This window comes from Staphylococcus sp. GDB20D11A (genome assembly GCF_016893255.1).
GTDB lineage: Bacteria > Bacillota > Bacilli > Staphylococcales > Staphylococcaceae > Staphylococcus > Staphylococcus aureus.
This window is the reverse complement of the sequence record NZ_JAFEPJ010000020.1, coordinates 16517-34440: the sequence shown is the minus strand read 5'-3', so window position 1 is coordinate 34440 and position 17924 is coordinate 16517. Positions and strand designations below refer to the sequence as shown.

Genomic DNA, 17924 nt, shown 5'->3' with positions numbered 1-17924 from the left:
GTTAATTGCAACGTTATTTTATAAAAAAATAACCTATGTTATAGATTATGGAATATCTACGACATAGGTTAAATAAAATTTAAAATAAAAAATATATTAAGTTATGAGTGTGACGATGATTTATTTAGATTCTTTTCTTTTGAAAAGTAACAAAGATAATGAACCTAAAAGGGCAAGTGTTGCGAAGGCAACTGTGCTAATAAAGTTATCAACTGAAGTTAAACCAGTTTTAGGTAATTCTTTAGCTTTAGAATCTTTTGAAGTTTCTTGTTTATGAACTTCGTTTTGTTTTGTAACTTTGTTAGTTTGTTGTGATTTATTGTCACTTACAGCTTGATTGTTGCTTTCAGATTTCGCTGTTGCAACATCTTTAACAGGTGTTTGAACTTTATTTTGTTCTTGAGCTGTTTGAGTTGTTTTCACTGTATGAGCACTTTGTGTTTTAGTTTGATCTTTTGTTGTATCAGTACTTACAACTTTAGTAGAGTGATTGTCTTCAACTTTGCTTGTTGTAGTTACAGTAGGTTTAACTTTTTCAATTTTAGGTTGAACTGGTTTAGTTTGCTCAGTAGGTGTTTTAGGTTGAGCAGGTTTTGGTTGAACCGGTTTAACATTGTTTGGTTTTGCTGCGTCAGCTAATGTAGGAATTGCTTTTTCAAATTCTAAATGCGTAGTATATCTATGATTGTAATTAATTTGTGGCACGACAATATGTACTTTAGTAGTTAAACTCTTATACCCAGGTTCAACAGCAACATTGATTGTTCTAGTGTCAGCTTTTTTATCATCGTTAACAACAGTTGTTGCTAATTCTTGATTGTTTGCATTGTAAAATTTGTATTCTTTCCAGAATGATGCGTTGTTTAATACAGCTTGGAAATAATATTTATTATTTTGTTTAATCACTTTTCCAGGGTGTTGCATATAGTCATCCATGTGTGACTTCTCTGAAGAGCCATCTTTTTGCACTTGGAAATTAATTGGTTGTGATGTTGCTTGAGATACTTGTGCGCTTTGATTATTAGTTGCGTTCGTAGCTTCTGTTGCCGCATTTACTTGTTGGCTGTCTGCGCCTATGTATACAAGGGAACCTAAAATGATAGATGCTGTACCCATTGTAATCTTTTTCATAGCTGATGAACGTTGTTCTGATTGATACTTACTGTTTAAATAATGTTTTGTCATGTTGTTTTCCTCCTAAGGATACAAATTATGTGTTGTTATATGAGATGATTAACCATTGCAATTGATAATGGTTATCAATTATACTAGCACATCTATTTTCGTATAACAATAATAAATTGATTATAAAATAAATATTGACAATGATAATCATTATTATTTATGATTTTAGTAAAGACTTAAAAGCAATCATAAAAAGGAGGATTATGTTTTGAAAAATATTTTAAAAGTTTTTAATACAACGATTTTAGCGTTAATTATCATCATCGCGACATTCAGTAATTCTGCAAATGCCGCGGATAGCGGTACTTTGAATTATGAGGTTTACAAATACAATACCAATGACACGTCGATTGCTAATGACTATTTTAATAAACCGGCAAAGTACATTAAGAAAAATGGTAAATTGTATGTTCAAATAACTGTAAACCACAGTCATTGGATTACAGCAATGAGTATCGAAGGACATAAAGAAAATATTATTAGTAAAAACACTGCCAAAGATGAACGTACTTCTGAATTTGAAGTAAGTAAGTTGAACGGTAAAATAGATGGAAAAATTGACGTTTATATCGATGAAAAAGTAAATGGTAAGCCATTCAAATATGACCATCATTACAATATTACATATAAATTTAATGGACCAACTGATGTAGCAGGTGCTAATGCACCAGGTAAAGATGATAAAAATTCTGCTTCAGGTAGTGACAAAGGATCTGATGGAGCGACTACTGGTCAAAGTGAATCTAACAGTTCGAATAAAGACAAAGTAGAAAATCCACAAACAAATGCTGGTACACCTGCATATATATATGCAATACCAGTTGCATCCTTAGCATTATTAATCGCAATCACATTGTTTGTTAGAAAAAAATCTAAAGGCAATGTGGAATAATGAGAAATGTTAAACAAATTGCTACAAAATCTATTATAGCTATTATTAGCTTAGATATACTTACATATACAACAATGATTGGTAGCGTGTTGGCTGATGAGATAAAATATCCATCAGCCAAATTTAATCAACCTGAAGCAAAAGATAAAACAGAATTAACTTCATCAATTTTTGATGAAAAGATAAAAGAGAATAAAGCGTTAGAGTTACTAATTTTTAATCAAGAAAATAAAAATGTAACTGAGGAACAACAACTAGTTGACGAAAAGGCGCAATTGATTTCAGATATGACTGGTAAAATTTACTTGCAAGTAAAACTAAAAGGTCAAATTGATAAAGAACAACTTGTATTTCAAAATGACAAAAATGAAGAATTTCCTTTTGTTATAAAAGATGAAAAGGATGACACAATAGTAAGAATTTTAATTGAACAGCATATGGATAAAATCAATATGCATGTTAAAACGTTGGATGAAAAGAAAAATCTAGATAACAAAGAAATGGTGTATTCTATTCATTTTAAAGAGAAAAAAGTACAACATGATGATGCAAAAGAAGTGCCTTCAAAACATCAAAATCAAGAAAATAATCAAGATCAGCTTAAAAAAGATATTGATGACAAAAAAGATAGTCAAAAATCAGATATTAAGGAAAGACGTACTAGCCTTTTTACTGAAAAAGGATTAAATGATATTCCTGTACAAAAAGATAAAGTGCAACAAGACAGTAATAAAAAGATTGAAAATGAGCGACCTAAAGCATCAGGTACATTAAAAGTTGAAAATAGCCCTCCAACAGTAAAAAAGGTTGAAAATGATCACAAAGAGCAACCGAAACATAAAGATGAAAAATCAAAAAAGGAAAAGAAAAAAGTAGTTGAAAAAGAAAAAGCGTTACCAGCTTTTAATAGAGATGATGATAGCAAGAATAGTAGTCAATTATCTAGTGATATTAAAGAACTTGATGAACCAAATCATAAAAAGCAATATATGTTATTTGCAGCTGGCATTGTGTTAGCAACCATTTTACTTATTTCGGCACATTTATACAGCAGAAAGAGAGGTAACCAAGTTTGAGAATCATAAAGTATTTAACCATTTTAGTGGTAAGCGTCGTTATCTTAACCAGCTGTCAATCTTCCAGTTCTCAAGAATCAACTAAATCCGGCGAATTCAGAATCGTACCAACAACTGTTGCATTGACAATGACATTGGACAAATTGGATTTACCAATTGTCGGCAAACCCACGTCATATAAGACTTTGCCTAATCGTTATAAAGATGTACCGGAAATTGGTCAACCAATGGAGCCGAATGTTGAAGCTGTTAAAAAGTTAAAACCAACACATGTTTTGAGTGTGTCAACGATTAAAGATGAAATGCAACCATTTTACAAACAATTAAATATGAAAGGCTACTTTTATGATTTTGATAGTTTAAAAGGGATGCAAAAGTCGATTACACAATTAGGTGATCAATTTAATCGTAAAGCACAAGCAAAAGAATTAAATGACCATTTAAATTCTGTAAAGCAAAAAATTGAAAATAAAGCAGCTAAACAAAAGAAACATCCCAAAGTATTAATATTAATGGGTGTACCGGGTAGCTATTTAGTAGCAACTGATAAATCATATATTGGTGATTTAGTTAAAATAGCAGGTGGAGAAAATGTTATTAAAGTGAAAGATCGTCAATATATTTCGTCTAATACTGAAAATTTGTTGAATATCAATCCAGATATTATTTTACGATTACCACACGGAATGCCTGAAGAAGTTAAGAAAATGTTTCAAAAAGAATTTAAACAAAATGATATTTGGAAACATTTTAAAGCTGTGAAAAATAATCATGTTTATGACTTAGAGGAAGTGCCATTCGGTATTACAGCAAATGTTGATGCTGATAAGGCAATGACTCAATTATATGATTTATTTTATAAGGATAAAAAATAGTGAGTTGATATGATGATAAAAAATAAAAAGAAACTACTATTTTTATGTTTGTTAGTCATTTTAATCGCAACAGCTTATATTTCATTTGTAACCGGTACAATTAAATTGTCATTTAATGACCTAATTACAAAATTTACAACTGGTAGCAATGAAGCAGTGGATTCAATCATTGATTTGCGATTGCCACGTATATTAATTGCAATGATGGTTGGCGCAATGTTAGCAGTTTCTGGAGCATTATTACAAGCAGCACTACAAAATCCTTTGGCAGAGGCGAATATCATTGGCGTTTCATCAGGTGCACTTATAATGAGAGCACTTTGTATGTTGTTTATTCCACAATTGTACTTTTACTTACCATTATTAAGTTTTATTGGTGGTTTAATACCATTTTTAATAATTATTGTGTTGCATTCTAAATTTAGATTTAATGCTGTAAGTATGATATTAGTAGGCGTTGCGTTATTCGTATTATTAAATGGCGTTTTAGAAATTTTAACTCAAAACCCTTTAATGAAAATTCCTCAAGGCTTAACAATGAAAATATGGAGCGACGTATACATATTAGCAGTATCAGCATTATTGGGATTAATATTAACATTACTATTGTCCCCTAAATTGAATTTACTAAATTTAGATGACGTACAAGCGCGAAGTATCGGTTTTAATATTGATCGTTACAGATGGTTAACAGGTTTATTAGCAGTATTTTTAGCAAGTGCAACTGTTGCGATTGTTGGACAACTAGCCTTTTTAGGTATTATTGTGCCACATGTGGTTAGAAAGCTAGTTGGGGGCAATTACAGAGTACTTATTCCGTTTTCTACAGTTATTGGTGCATGGCTATTGTTAGTGGCTGATTTATTAGGACGAGTGTTACAGCCTCCTTTAGAAATTCCAGCCAATGCTATTTTAATGATTGTCGGTGGTCCAATGCTAATTTACTTAATTTGTCAAAGTCAACGAAATCGAATCTAAAACGGTACAACAACTGGTTTAGTGATGACTGAAGAAACGTCGTTAATAAAAGAGGATTTTTATGAGAATGAAGCGATTTTTAACTATTGTACAAATTTTATTGGTTGTAATTATTATCATTTTTGGTTACAAAATTGTTCAAACATATATTGAAGACAAGCAAGAACGCGCAAATTATGAGAAATTACAACAAAAATTTCAAATGCTGATGAGCAAACATCAAGCACATGTGAGACCACAATTTGAATCACTTGAAAAAATAAATAAAGACATTGTTGGATGGATAAAATTATCAGGAACATCATTGAATTATCCAGTACTACAAGGTAAGACAAATCACGATTATTTAAATTTAGATTTTGAGCGAGAACATCGACGTAAAGGTAGTATTTTTATGGATTTTAGAAATGAATTGAAGAATTTAAATCATAATACTATTTTATACGGGCACCATGTCGGTGATAATACGATGTTTGATGTGTTAGAAGATTATTTAAAGCAATCGTTTTATGAAAAACACAAGATAATTGAATTTGACAATAAATATGGTAAATATCAATTGCAAGTATTTAGTGCATATAAAACTACTACTAAAGATAATTACATACGTACAGATTTTGAAAATGATCAAGATTATCAACAATTTTTAGATGAGACAAAACGTAAATCTGTGATTAATTCAGATGTTAATGTAACGGTAAAAGATAAAATAATGACTTTATCAACATGCGAAGATGCATATAGTGAAACAACGAAAAGAATTGTTGTTGTCGCAAAAATAATTAAGGTAAGTTAAACAGAAAAGAGGATAATTATGAAATTTATGGCGGAAAATAGGCTGACGTTAACAAAAGGAACAGCAAAAGATATTATAGAACGATTTTACACGAGACATGGGATTGAAACATTAGAAGGCTTTGATGGCATGTTTGTTACACAAACTTTAGAACAAGAAGATTTTGATGAAGTGAAAATTTTAACAGTTTGGAAATCAAAGGAAGCTTTTACGGATTGGTTAAAATCTGATGTCTTTAAAGCAGCACATAAACATGTTAGAAGTAAAAATGAAGATGAAAGTAGCCCGATTATCAATAACAAAGTAATTACTTATGATATAGGCTATAGTTACATGAAATAATTGAATTTAAAGAGGTTGCAGTACTTGTTATGACAATTGGTATTGTTAACTTTTGTAACGACCATACATGATACTGATGATGGTCGTTTTTTAATGAACACAAACATGCTAACAACAAATTGCTAAAACGTAGTTTGATTTGAATGTGCTTTGAAAATAATCATCAAATATATGATTTTGATTTATTTTGAAGAAGAAAAGAATTAATAATGATATTTTGGGGCGTATGATTTATAGTAGTAGTATCGATAAAAGAAATTTATACAATTTGAAATAATATGAGTGATAAAATCGATTAATTAATATTAACTATACAATCAAATGTTTTCATCTTATTAATGATTAATATATTTATTTTTAAAAATAAAGCGAGGAGCTATCTATGGAACAAATTACTTCTGCACAAAATAATAGAATTAAACAAGCGAACAAGCTAAAAAAGAAACGTGAGAGGGATAAAACTGGATTAGCTTTAATTGAAGGTGTGCATTTAATTGAAGAAGCTTATCAAAGTGGGATTGTAATTACACAATTATTTGCAATTGAACCGGCAAGATTAGATCAGCAAATTATCGCATACGCGCAAGAAGTTTTTGAAATAAACATGAAAGTTGCTGAATCTTTATCAGGTACAGTGACACCACAAGGGTTTTTCGCCATCATTGAGAAGCCACAATATGATATTTCTAAAGCACAACAAGTATTGCTTATCGATCGTGTTCAAGATCCTGGAAATTTAGGCACATTAATTAGAACTGCGGATGCTGCTGGAATGGATGCTGTAATAATGGAGAAGGGTACGACAGATCCTTATCAAGATAAAGTGTTGCGAGCGAGTCAAGGTAGTGTTTTCCATTTGCCAATTATGACACTAGATCTCGATACGTTTATTACTCAATTTAATGGTCCTGTTTATGGTACAGCACTTGAAAACGCAGTGGCATATAAAGAAGTTACTTCAATTGATTCTTTTGCATTACTATTAGGTAATGAGGGAGAAGGTGTTAATCCTGAATTATTAGCACATACTACACAAAATTTAATCATACCTATTTATGGTAAAGCTGAAAGTTTAAATGTAGCGATTGCAGGTAGTATTTTACTTTATCATTTGAAAGGTTGACCGTGTTGAAAGTTTTCCGATATAATTATAATTAATTGTTTAACAGAACATTTCTACGTGATTGCATACACAATTGAATATAAACCAATAAAAAGGCATGGACATTTATATAAATAATTGTTTTAGGGAGAATAATCGTGACTGCAAGTTATTCCAATTATTTAAAGTCTTTTCACCTTTTTGGTTACTTAAAGAGATTTAAGTCGGAAAGACAATCCGTTATCAATATTAAACAAGTGTATGCTTAGGCATAAATTTGGGTGGTACCACGGAAATGACTTTCGTCCCTTATTTTTTAAGAGGATGAAAGTCATTTTTTAGTTAAACAACAAATATGATAAATAGAAAATGAATAGTTCGAATAGGGAGGTCAGTGACATATGTCTGAACAACAAACAATGTCAGAGTTAAAACAACAAGCGCTTGTAGATATTAATGAAGCAAATGATGAACGTGCACTGCAAGAAGTTAAAGTGAAATACTTAGGTAAAAAAGGGTCAGTTAGCGGACTAATGAAATTGATGAAGGATTTGCCGAATGAAGAGAAACCTGCGTTTGGTCAAAAAGTGAATGAATTGCGTCAAACAATTCAAAATGAATTAGATGAAAGACAACAGATGTTAGTTAAAGAAAAATTAAATAAGCAATTGGCTGAAGAAACAATTGATGTATCATTACCAGGTCGTCATATTGAAATCGGTTCAAAGCATCCATTAACACGTACAATAGAAGAAATTGAAGACTTATTCTTAGGTTTAGGTTATGAAATTATGAATGGATATGAAGTTGAACAAGATCATTATAACTTCGAAATGTTGAATTTACCTAAATCACACCCTGCACGTGATATGCAAGATAGTTTCTATATTACGGATGAAATTTTATTACGTACGCATACATCACCAGTGCAAGCACGTACGATGGAATCACGTCATGGTCAAGGTCCAGTTAAAATTATTTGCCCTGGTAAAGTGTATCGTCGTGACTCTGATGATGCGACACATAGTCATCAATTTACACAAATTGAAGGATTAGTTGTTGATAAAAACGTTAAAATGAGTGATTTGAAAGGTACTTTAGAATTGTTAGCTAAGAAATTATTTGGTGCTGATCGTGAAATTCGTTTACGTCCAAGTTACTTCCCATTCACTGAACCTTCTGTAGAAGTTGATGTGTCATGTTTTAAATGTAAAGGAAAAGGTTGTAATGTGTGTAAACACACAGGATGGATTGAAATTTTAGGTGCTGGAATGGTACATCCTAATGTATTAGAAATGGCTGGTTTTGATTCTTCAGAGTACTCTGGATTTGCATTTGGTATGGGACCAGACCGTATTGCAATGTTGAAATATGGTATAGAAGATATTCGTCATTTCTATACTAATGATGTGAGATTTTTAGATCAATTTAAAGCGGTAGAAGATAGAGGTGACATGTAATGTTGATATCAAATGAATGGTTGAAAGAATATGTAACAATCGATGATTCTGTAAGTAATTTGGCAGAACGTATTACGCGCACTGGTATTGAAGTGGATGATTTAATTGACTACACAAAAGATATCAAAAATTTAGTTGTCGGTTTCGTTAAGTCAAAAGAGAAACATCCTGATGCTGATAAATTAAATGTTTGCCAAGTTGATATTGGAGAAGACGAACCTGTACAAATAGTATGTGGTGCACCGAACGTTGATGCAGGACAATATGTCATTGTTGCTAAAGTAGGTGGAAGATTGCCTGGTGGTATTAAAATTAAGCGTGCCAAATTACGCGGTGAACGTTCAGAAGGTATGATTTGTTCGTTACAAGAAATTGGTATTTCAAGTAATTATATACCGAAAAGTTTTGAATCAGGCATTTATGTATTTAGTGAATCCCAAGTTCCAGGAACAGATGCCTTACAAGCTTTATATTTAAATGATCAAGTAATGGAATTTGATTTAACGCCGAATCGTGCAGATGCTTTAAGTATGATAGGTACTGCTTATGAAGTTGCAGCATTATATAATACAAAAATGACTAAGCCAGAGACAACATCAAATGAGCTTGAGTTATCTGCAAATGATGAACTAACTGTGACAATTGAAAATGAAGATAAAGTACCATATTATAGTGCACGTGTTGTTCACGACGTGACAATTGAACCCTCGCCAATTTGGATGCAAGCACGCTTAATAAAAGCAGGTATACGTCCTATTAATAATGTTGTCGACATTTCAAATTATGTGTTATTAGAATACGGTCAACCATTGCATATGTTTGATCAAGATGCGATTGGTTCACAACAAATTGTTGTTCGTCAAGCTAATGAAGGCGAAAAAATGACAACATTAGATGATACAGAACGTGAATTATTAACGAGCGATATTGTCATTACTAATGGACAAACTCCAATTGCATTAGCTGGTGTTATGGGTGGCGATTTTTCAGAAGTTAAAGAACATACATCAAATATAGTTATTGAAGGTGCTATTTTTGATTCTGTTTCCATTCGTCATACATCAAGACGTTTAAATTTACGCAGTGAATCATCTAGTCGTTTTGAAAAAGGAATAGCTACTGAATTTGTAGATGAAGCAGTCGACCGTGCATGTTATTTATTACAAACTTATGCAAACGGAAAAGTGCTAAAAGATAGAGTATCTTCAGGAGAACTTGGTGCATTTATTACACCAATCGACATCACTGCTGATAAAATTAATCGCACTATTGGATTTGATTTGTCACAAAATGATATTGTTACTATTTTTAATCAACTAGGGTTTGATACAGAAATAAATGATGATGTTATTACAGTGCAAGTACCATCACGTCGTAAAGATATTACAATTAAAGAAGATTTAATTGAAGAAGTTGCACGTATATATGGTTACGACGATATTCCATCAACGTTACCTGTCTTCGAAAAAGTTACTAGTGGTCAGCTAACTGATCGTCAATATAAAACTAGAATGGTTAAAGAAGTGTTAGAAGGTGCTGGATTAGACCAAGCTATTACGTATTCGTTAGTTTCTAAAGAAGATGCTACTGCATTTGCGATGCAACAGCGTCAAACAATTGATTTATTGATGCCAATGAGTGAAGCGCATGCATCATTACGTCAAAGTTTATTACCACATTTAATCGAAGCGGCATCATATAATGTGGCACGCAAAAATAAAGATGTAAAATTATTTGAAATCGGCAATGTCTTCTTTGCTAATGGTGAAGGTGAACTACCAGATCAAGTTGAATATTTAAGTGGTATTTTAACTGGAGATTATGTAGTCAATCAATGGCAAGGTAAGAAAGAAACGGTTGATTTCTATTTAGCAAAAGGTGTCGTGGATCGAGTATCTGAAAAGTTAAACCTTGAATTTAGTTATCGTCGTGCTGATATTGATGGATTACATCCAGGTCGCACAGCTGAAATCTTATTAGAGAATAAAGTTGTTGGTTTTATTGGTGAATTACATCCAACATTAGCAGCTGAAAATGATTTAAAACGGACGTATGTTTTTGAGTTGAATTTTGATGCATTAATGGCTGTGTCGGTAGGTTACATTAATTACCAGCCAATTCCGAGATTCCCAGGCATGTCTCGTGACATTGCATTAGAAGTAGATCAAAATATTCCAGCAGCTGATTTATTATCAACGATTCATGCAAACGGTGGCAATATATTAAAAGACACACTTGTCTTTGATGTATATCAGGGTGAACATTTAGAAAAAGGTAAAAAATCAATTGCAATACGATTAAATTATTTAGACACAGAAGAAACATTGACAGATGAACGCGTTTCAAAAGTACAAGCGGAAATTGAAGCAGCATTAATTGAACAAGGTGCTGTTATTAGATAATGATTTAAACCCCATGTATAAGGATATCTGAAGTAGATTGATATCCTTAACATGGGGTTTTATTTTTGGATTCACCAATTAGGTTCCAATTCATTTAAAAATCAAAGAGGAACAGCGGAATACAGATGATGCTTTGCACAACTGCATATAAAGTCATACTTATGAGGAAAGCAAATTAGTATGACTTACCTAATAGGATTTCCTATTAGGATCCAATTTATCTTGATTTTAAAAATCAAAGAGGCACAGCGGAATACAGTTGATGCTTCGCACAACTGCATATAAAGTCATACTTATGAGCAAAGCAAATTAGTATGACTTACCTAATAGGATCACCTATTAGGTTCCATTTCATTTAAAAATCAAAGAGGCACAGCGGATTACAGTTGATGCTTTGCACAACTGCATATAAAGTCATACTTATGAGCAAAGCAAATTAGTATGACTTACCTAATAGAATCACCTATTAGGTTCCATTTCATTTAAAAATCAAAGAGGCACAGTGGATTACAGTTGATGCTTCGCACAACTGCATAAAAGCCTCTAATGATTAAAAATCAAAGAGGCTTTAAAATTTTTTGGGCTTTTTCACGATTTTTAAAATGCTTTTTTGAAATGGTATCTAAACGTGAAATACCGTATTTTTTTATAATTTTGGCGGCGATTACATCGACTTTAGCACCGGCACCTTTAGGAATTGTCATATTAATATTTTTTGATATTTGATCCATATACGTAACAAATGCGTATCTAGAAATTATGCTTGCCACTGCAATGGCTAATGACTTCGATTCTCCTTTTGTTTCAAATTTTGTTTTCTTTGGAAGTGGTATATCGGATAATGCGTAATGGCTATACACTTCGCGTTTTGCGAACTGATCAATGACGATATAGTCTAATTGAGACGAATCAATTTTTTCAAGTACATTTTTGATGGCTTCATTATGAAGAACAGCTTTCATTTTTACTTGAGTCCAGCCTTTTGCTTGCTGAATATTATATTTTTCATTGTGTAGTGTTAAAAGTGAATGTGGGATGAAAGTAACCAATTGTTCAGCAAGCTCTACAATTTTGGTATCGGTTAATTTTTTTGAATCATCTACACCCAAAGTTTTTAAAATAGGAACATGCTCTTTGGTAACGAAAGCAGCACATACAGTCAATGGACCAAAGTAATCGCCACTTCCAGCTTCATCACTACCAATACAGTTAAATTGATCATACATTAAAGTTTGTTCAAAAAAAGAATTAGCCATATTTTTCTTTTTAGTTTTATTAGTATTCAATTGAGAATGCTGCGGTAGAAGTTCTTCAGACACAGCTTCTGCATGATTACCTTGAAACATGACTTTACCTGATTGGTAAATATTTACAGTTGTATTTTGATACTTTGCACGTGCTTTCATACCTTGAGGTAAATTCTCAGTATCAAAAGAAATGCGTGACATTAATGTCGTTATGTCTTTATCCGACAATTTAAAAACGATATTCGCCATTTGTGTAAATCCTTTCATATAATTTCATTATCATTAGCAAAAATAATCATATCATAAATGATAATAACGTCAGAAACATTTATATATGTTGTAAAGAATTAATTGCGGATACTTACAAAATACATAGTGGTCATGTATAATGTTTATGAAAATGTTATAGTGACACAATTTAAACATGATAAAGTATTGAATAGAAAATTCTTTACATTATTTCATTTCATTATAAAAAGAACATTAAGTCATCTATAGAGATTGTGTTGTTGTTTTATCATAATTGCAATATAACAATATTAGTATCAAATTCAGACAAACTATCCAGTCATATTTTATAACGTGAATTTAGATTTTAAAAAAAGGATCAGGAGAAATTATAAATGGCACAGTTTAAAAACAAGGTAAATGTATCAATTAATGATCAGCTTTTTACAATTGTTGGGGAAGATAACCCAGAGCACATACGATATGTAGCACATTTAGTTGATGGTAAAATAAAAGAATTAGGGTATAAAGCAGCAGGTTTAGATACTTCAAGAAAAGCAATACTAACTGCTGTGAATATTATGCATGAAAAAGTACTACTAGAAGAAGAAAATCGACGTTTGAAACAACAAATTCACAAATTGCAGCAGCGTGAGCAATAAATGGTCATTGATTTTATCATAATCATTTTCTTTGTGTATTTTATCATCGTTGGATTCAGACGAGGTTTTTGGTTATCTATGATACATTTGAGTGCAACGATTGTATCATTGTGGATTGCCAGTCAATTTTACAAATCTATCGTAGAAAGATTAATTGTATTTATTCCATATCCTAAAACAACAGCATTTAATACAACTTTTGCGTTTCATTTTAATCATCTACAAAATCGATTTGAAGCGATTGTAGCTTTTTTAATGATTACATTGTTTTGTAAGTTCATTTTATATCTAATTATCGTAACTTTTGATAAAATAATAGCGTATCAAAACATTCATATTTTCAGTCGTGCAATGGGAATGATAGTTGGTGTGTTTATGACGATAATTGTCTTACACTTTACGTTATATCTATTGGCATTATATCCTAACGAAGCATTACAACATCAGCTTAAAATATCTATTGTGAGTCATTCATTGATTTTTCACATCCCATATTTATCGGCTTTCACCATTAATTTATAAATTATCATAAGAGGTCAGGACAAAGGTATATATTAATGATACGTCCTGGTCTTCTTTTTATGGAGTGTTATTATGACAAAAAAAGATGTTATCAAACTATTAGAACAAATTGCTACTTATATGGAATTAAAAGGGGAAAATACTTTTAAAATATCAGCGTATCGAAAAGCAGCTCAAAGTCTTGAATTAGATGAACGACCATTAGATGAAATATCTGATGTAACGGAGTTAAAAGGCATTGGTAAAGGTGTTGCAGAAGTAATCAATGATTACCGTGAGACCGGTGAATCTCAGTATTTACAGCAATTACAGGAAGAAGTTCCAGAAGGTCTTATTCCACTTTTGAAAATTCAAGGACTTGGAAGCAAGAAAATTGCTAAGCTATATAAAGAGTTGAATATTGTTGATAAAGCTTCACTTCAAGTTGCTTGTGAAAATGGAAAAGTTAGTGAATTAAGCGGATTTGCTAAGAAAACGGAACAAAACATATTAGAAGCTGTGAAACAACTTGGTGCTAAGAAAGATAGATATCCAATTGATCAAATGAGAAGACTTAATCAAGAAATCATTGATTATATAGATACATTAAATTATATCGATCAATATTCATCTGCAGGAAGCTTCCGTCGTTTTAAAGAAATGAGCAAAGATTTAGATTTCATAATAAGTACCGATAACCCAAAAGCAGTGCAGCAGCAATTATTAAATATTCCCAATAAAGTAAAAGAAGTTGCAGTGGGGAACACAAAAGTTTCATTAGAATTAGCGTATGATGATGAAACGATTGGTGTCGATTTTCGATTAATTGAACCAAGTGCTTTTTATCATACATTGCAGCATTTTACTGGGTCAAAAGAACATAATATAAGAATTCGACAACTTGCTAAAGCACGTGATGAAAAAGTAAGTGAATATGGAATTGAACAAGCTGATGGTACATTAATTCAATATGATAGTGAAGCCAAAATATATGAACATTTTAATGTGAATTTTATACCACCTGCTATGCGAGAAGATGGTAGCGAATTTGATAAAGATCTAAGTAATATCATTACATTAGATGATATTAATGGAGATATTCATATGCATACAACGTATAGTGATGGTGCGTTTTCCATTCGAGACATGGTAGAAGCAAATATCGCAAAAGGTTATAAATTCATGGTAATTACTGATCATTCACAAAGTTTACGTGTTGCTAATGGCTTACAAGTAGAAAGACTTTTAAGACAAAACGAAGAAATTAAAGCTTTAGATAAAGAATATAGTGAAATTGATATTTATTCAGGTACAGAAATGGATATATTACCTGATGGCTCGCTGGATTATGATGATGAAATTTTAGCACAACTTGATTATGTAATTGGAGCTATTCATCAAAGCTTTAACCAATCAGAAGAACAAATTATGGAACGATTAGCTAATGCATGTCGCAATCCATACGTGCGACATATAGCGCATCCAACAGGGCGTATTATAGGTAGAAGAGATGGTTATAAACCGAATATTGAACAATTAATGGCATTATCTGAAGAAACGAATACAGTATTAGAAATTAATGCCAATCCACATCGACTGGATCTGAACGCTGATATCGTTCGTAAATATCCAAATGTGAAATTAACTATTAACACTGATGCGCATCATACAAATCATTTAGATTTTATGAATTATGGCGTAGCAACTGCGCAAAAAGGATTTGTAACAAAAGATAGAGTGATTAACGCATTATCGCGTGAAGCTTTCAAAGACTTTATTGAAAATAATATAAAACTTAAGAAATAGAGGGATTTTATGAGACAAAAAACATTAGACGTCTTAGAATTTGAAAAAATAAAATCACTCGTTGCCAATGAAACTATTAGTGACTTAGGCTTGGAAAAGGTCAATCAAATGATGCCAGCTACTAATTTTGAAACGGTTGTTTTTCAAATGGAAGAAACGGATGAGATTGCTCAAATCTATAATAAGCATCGTTTACCAAGCTTGAGTGGCTTATCTAAAGTATCAGCATTCATTCATCGCGCTGATATTGGCGGCGTTTTAAATGTATCAGAGCTTAACTTGATAAAAAGATTAATTCAAGTACAAAATCAATTTAAGACATTTTATAATCAATTGGTTGAAGAAGATGAAGATGTTAAATACCCAATATTAGATGACAAGATGAATCAATTACCTGTGTTAACCGATCTTTTTCAACAAATAAATGAAACATGCGATACGTATGATTTATATGATAATGCGAGTTATGAATTGCAAGGGATTAGAAGTAAAATTTCTAGCACGAATCAACGTATTAGACAAAATTTGGACCGTATTGTTAAAAGCCAAGCAAATCAGAAAAAATTATCAGATGCTATTGTAACAGTTAGGAATGAAAGAAACGTTATACCTGTCAAAGCTGAATATCGACAAGATTTTAATGGGATTGTACATGATCAATCTGCTTCAGGACAAACATTGTATATTGAGCCATCATCAGTTGTTGAAATGAATAATCAAATTAGTCGATTACGTCATGATGAAGCAATTGAAAAAGAACGCATTTTAACGCAACTAACTGGTTATGTGGCTGCGGACAAAGATGCACTACTTGTGGCAGAACAAGTCATGGGTCAGTTAGATTTTTTAATCGCAAAAGCGAGATATAGTAGAAGTATTAAAGGAACAAAGCCGATATTTAAAGAGGAACGTACTGTATATTTACCTAAAGCATACCATCCATTATTAAATCGTGAGACTGTTGTAGCTAATACCATCGAATTTATGGAAGATATTGAAACGGTAATTATTACAGGACCGAATACAGGTGGTAAAACAGTAACGTTAAAAACATTAGGTTTAATTATTGTTATGGCTCAATCTGGATTGTTGATTCCAACACTTGATGGTAGTCAGTTAAGTGTATTTAAAAATGTATATTGCGATATCGGAGATGAACAATCAATAGAACAATCATTATCAACTTTTTCATCTCATATGACGAATATAGTTGAAATTTTAAAGCATGCAGATAAACATAGTTTAGTTTTATTTGATGAATTAGGTGCAGGTACAGATCCAAGTGAAGGTGCTGCCTTAGCAATGAGCATTTTAGATCATGTTAGAAAAATTGGTTCTCTAGTAATGGCAACGACGCACTATCCTGAACTTAAAGCATATAGTTATAATCGAGAAGGCGTTATGAATGCGAGTGTAGAATTTGATGTAGATACTTTGAGTCCAACGTATAAGTTATTAATGGGTGTGCCGGGTCGTTCAAATGCTTTTGATATTTCTAAAAAGTTAGGTCTTAGTTTGAATATTATAAATAAGGCTAAGACGATGATTGGTACTGATGAAAAAGAAATAAATGAAATGATTGAATCATTAGAGCGTAATTACAAACGTGTAGAGACACAGAGGTTAGAACTGGACCGTCTTGTAAAAGAAGCGGAGCAAGTGCATGATGATTTATCTAAGCAGTATCAACAATTCCAAAATTATGAAAAGTCTCTAATAGAGGAAGCGAAAGAAAAAGCAAATCAGAAGATTAAAGCTGCAACAAAAGAAGCTGACGATATTATTAAAGATTTAAGACAATTGCGTGAACAAAAAGGTGCAGATGTTAAAGAACATGAATTGATTGATAAGAAGAAACGATTAGATGATCATTATGAAGCGAAATCTATAAAGCAAAATGTACAAAAGCAAAAATACGATAAAATTGTTGCTGGTGATGAAGTAAAAGTATTATCTTACGGTCAAAAGGGTGAAGTTTTAGAAATTGTCAATGATGAAGAAGCAATTGTTCAAATGGGAATTATTAAAATGAAGTTACCTATTGAAGATTTAGAGAAAAAACAAAAAGAAAAAGTTAAGCCAACGAAAATGGTTACACGTCAAAATCGTCAAACAATTAAAACTGAACTTGACTTACGAGGCTACCGTTATGAGGATGCTTTAATTGAACTAGATCAATATTTAGATCAAGCCGTTTTAAGTAATTACGAACAAGTTTATATCATTCATGGTAAAGGTACAGGTGCACTTCAAAAAGGTGTACAACAACATTTGAAAAAGCATAAAAGTGTTAGTGACTTTAGAGGTGGTATGCCAAGCGAAGGTGGATTTGGCGTTACCGTTGCAACACTAAAATAAATTATAATTTGATA

The 17924-nt window shown here is 31.8% G+C and carries 14 protein-coding genes and 2 pseudogenes; 14 read left to right on the top strand and 2 right to left on the bottom strand.

Going from position 1 to position 17924, the window contains the following annotated elements:
* Positions 1 to 120: 120 nt before the first annotated feature.
* The gene (gene isdA, locus JV528_RS12175) at positions 121 to 1185 is read right to left on the bottom strand and encodes an LPXTG-anchored heme-scavenging protein IsdA (protein ID WP_065315710.1); all 1065 of its coding nucleotides are present in this window, start codon (positions 1183 to 1185) and stop codon (positions 121 to 123) included.
* Between the two features lie 208 nt (positions 1186 to 1393).
* Between isdA and isdC the strand changes: the two genes are divergently transcribed.
* The 10 genes and pseudogenes from isdC to pheT all read left to right on the top strand — a co-directional run bounded on the left by isdC (position 1394) and on the right by pheT (position 11108).
* Positions 1394 to 2077 (top strand): heme uptake protein IsdC, encoded by a 684-nt coding sequence (gene isdC / locus JV528_RS12170; protein ID WP_000789814.1) that lies wholly within the window; start codon positions 1394 to 1396, stop codon positions 2075 to 2077.
* Positions 2077 to 3153, top strand: coding sequence for an iron-regulated surface determinant protein IsdD (gene isdD, locus JV528_RS12165; protein WP_204177737.1), 1077 nt, complete (start codon positions 2077 to 2079; stop codon positions 3151 to 3153). The genes isdC and isdD overlap by 1 nt, the downstream gene beginning before the upstream one ends.
* Complete coding sequence (isdE, locus tag JV528_RS12160; protein WP_064127868.1) at positions 3150 to 4028, top strand: heme ABC transporter substrate-binding protein IsdE; 879 nt, start codon at positions 3150 to 3152, stop codon at positions 4026 to 4028. Before isdD ends, isdE begins: the two co-directional genes overlap by 4 nt.
* 12 nt (positions 4029 to 4040) lie before the next feature.
* The gene (isdF, locus tag JV528_RS12155) at positions 4041 to 5006 is read left to right on the top strand and encodes a hemin ABC transporter permease protein IsdF (RefSeq protein ID WP_000594546.1); all 966 of its coding nucleotides are present in this window, start codon (positions 4041 to 4043) and stop codon (positions 5004 to 5006) included.
* Between the two features lie 61 nt (positions 5007 to 5067).
* Positions 5068 to 5802: a class B sortase gene (srtB, locus tag JV528_RS12150; RefSeq protein WP_001242419.1), complete on the top strand. Its 735-nt coding sequence runs from the start codon at positions 5068 to 5070 to the stop codon at positions 5800 to 5802.
* Positions 5803 to 5820: 18 nt separating this feature from the next.
* A complete protein-coding gene (gene isdG / locus JV528_RS12145; protein WP_000670948.1) occupies positions 5821 to 6144 on the top strand; it encodes a staphylobilin-forming heme oxygenase IsdG in 324 nt (107 codons plus the stop codon).
* A 36-nt stretch (positions 6145 to 6180) separates the two neighbouring features.
* Positions 6181 to 6287 (top strand): annotated as a pseudogene (locus JV528_RS12140) (hypothetical protein).
* 239 nt (positions 6288 to 6526) lie between these two features.
* Complete coding sequence (locus JV528_RS12135) at positions 6527 to 7267, top strand: TrmH family RNA methyltransferase (protein ID WP_000435376.1); 741 nt, start codon at positions 6527 to 6529, stop codon at positions 7265 to 7267.
* Positions 7268 to 7647: 380 nt separating this feature from the next.
* On the top strand, positions 7648 to 8706 hold the full coding sequence (gene pheS / locus JV528_RS12130) for a phenylalanine--tRNA ligase subunit alpha (RefSeq protein ID WP_204177738.1): 1059 nt from the start codon (positions 7648 to 7650) through the stop codon (positions 8704 to 8706).
* A complete protein-coding gene (pheT, locus tag JV528_RS12125) occupies positions 8706 to 11108 on the top strand; it encodes a phenylalanine--tRNA ligase subunit beta (protein ID WP_204177740.1) in 2403 nt (800 codons plus the stop codon). Before pheS ends, pheT begins: the two co-directional genes overlap by 1 nt.
* A 557-nt stretch (positions 11109 to 11665) precedes the next feature.
* Here pheT and rnhC read toward each other — a convergent pair.
* A complete protein-coding gene (gene rnhC / locus JV528_RS12120; RefSeq protein ID WP_001284256.1) occupies positions 11666 to 12604 on the bottom strand; it encodes a ribonuclease HIII in 939 nt (312 codons plus the stop codon).
* Between the two features lie 374 nt (positions 12605 to 12978).
* Between rnhC and zapA the strand changes: the two are divergent.
* The 4 genes and pseudogenes from zapA to JV528_RS12100 all read left to right on the top strand — a co-directional run bounded on the left by zapA (position 12979) and on the right by JV528_RS12100 (position 17910).
* A pseudogene (gene zapA / locus JV528_RS12115) lies at positions 12979 to 13238 on the top strand (cell division protein ZapA).
* 7 nt (positions 13239 to 13245) lie between these two features.
* On the top strand, positions 13246 to 13767 hold the full coding sequence (locus JV528_RS12110) for a CvpA family protein (RefSeq protein WP_000234066.1): 522 nt from the start codon (positions 13246 to 13248) through the stop codon (positions 13765 to 13767).
* A 72-nt stretch (positions 13768 to 13839) separates the two neighbouring features.
* Positions 13840 to 15552 (top strand): DNA polymerase/3'-5' exonuclease PolX, encoded by a 1713-nt coding sequence (polX, locus tag JV528_RS12105; protein WP_000161948.1) that lies wholly within the window; start codon positions 13840 to 13842, stop codon positions 15550 to 15552.
* A 9-nt stretch (positions 15553 to 15561) separates the two neighbouring features.
* Entirely contained in the window at positions 15562 to 17910 is a 2349-nt protein-coding gene (locus JV528_RS12100; RefSeq protein ID WP_001249271.1) for an endonuclease MutS2, read from the top strand.
* Positions 17911 to 17924 lie beyond the last annotated feature (14 nt).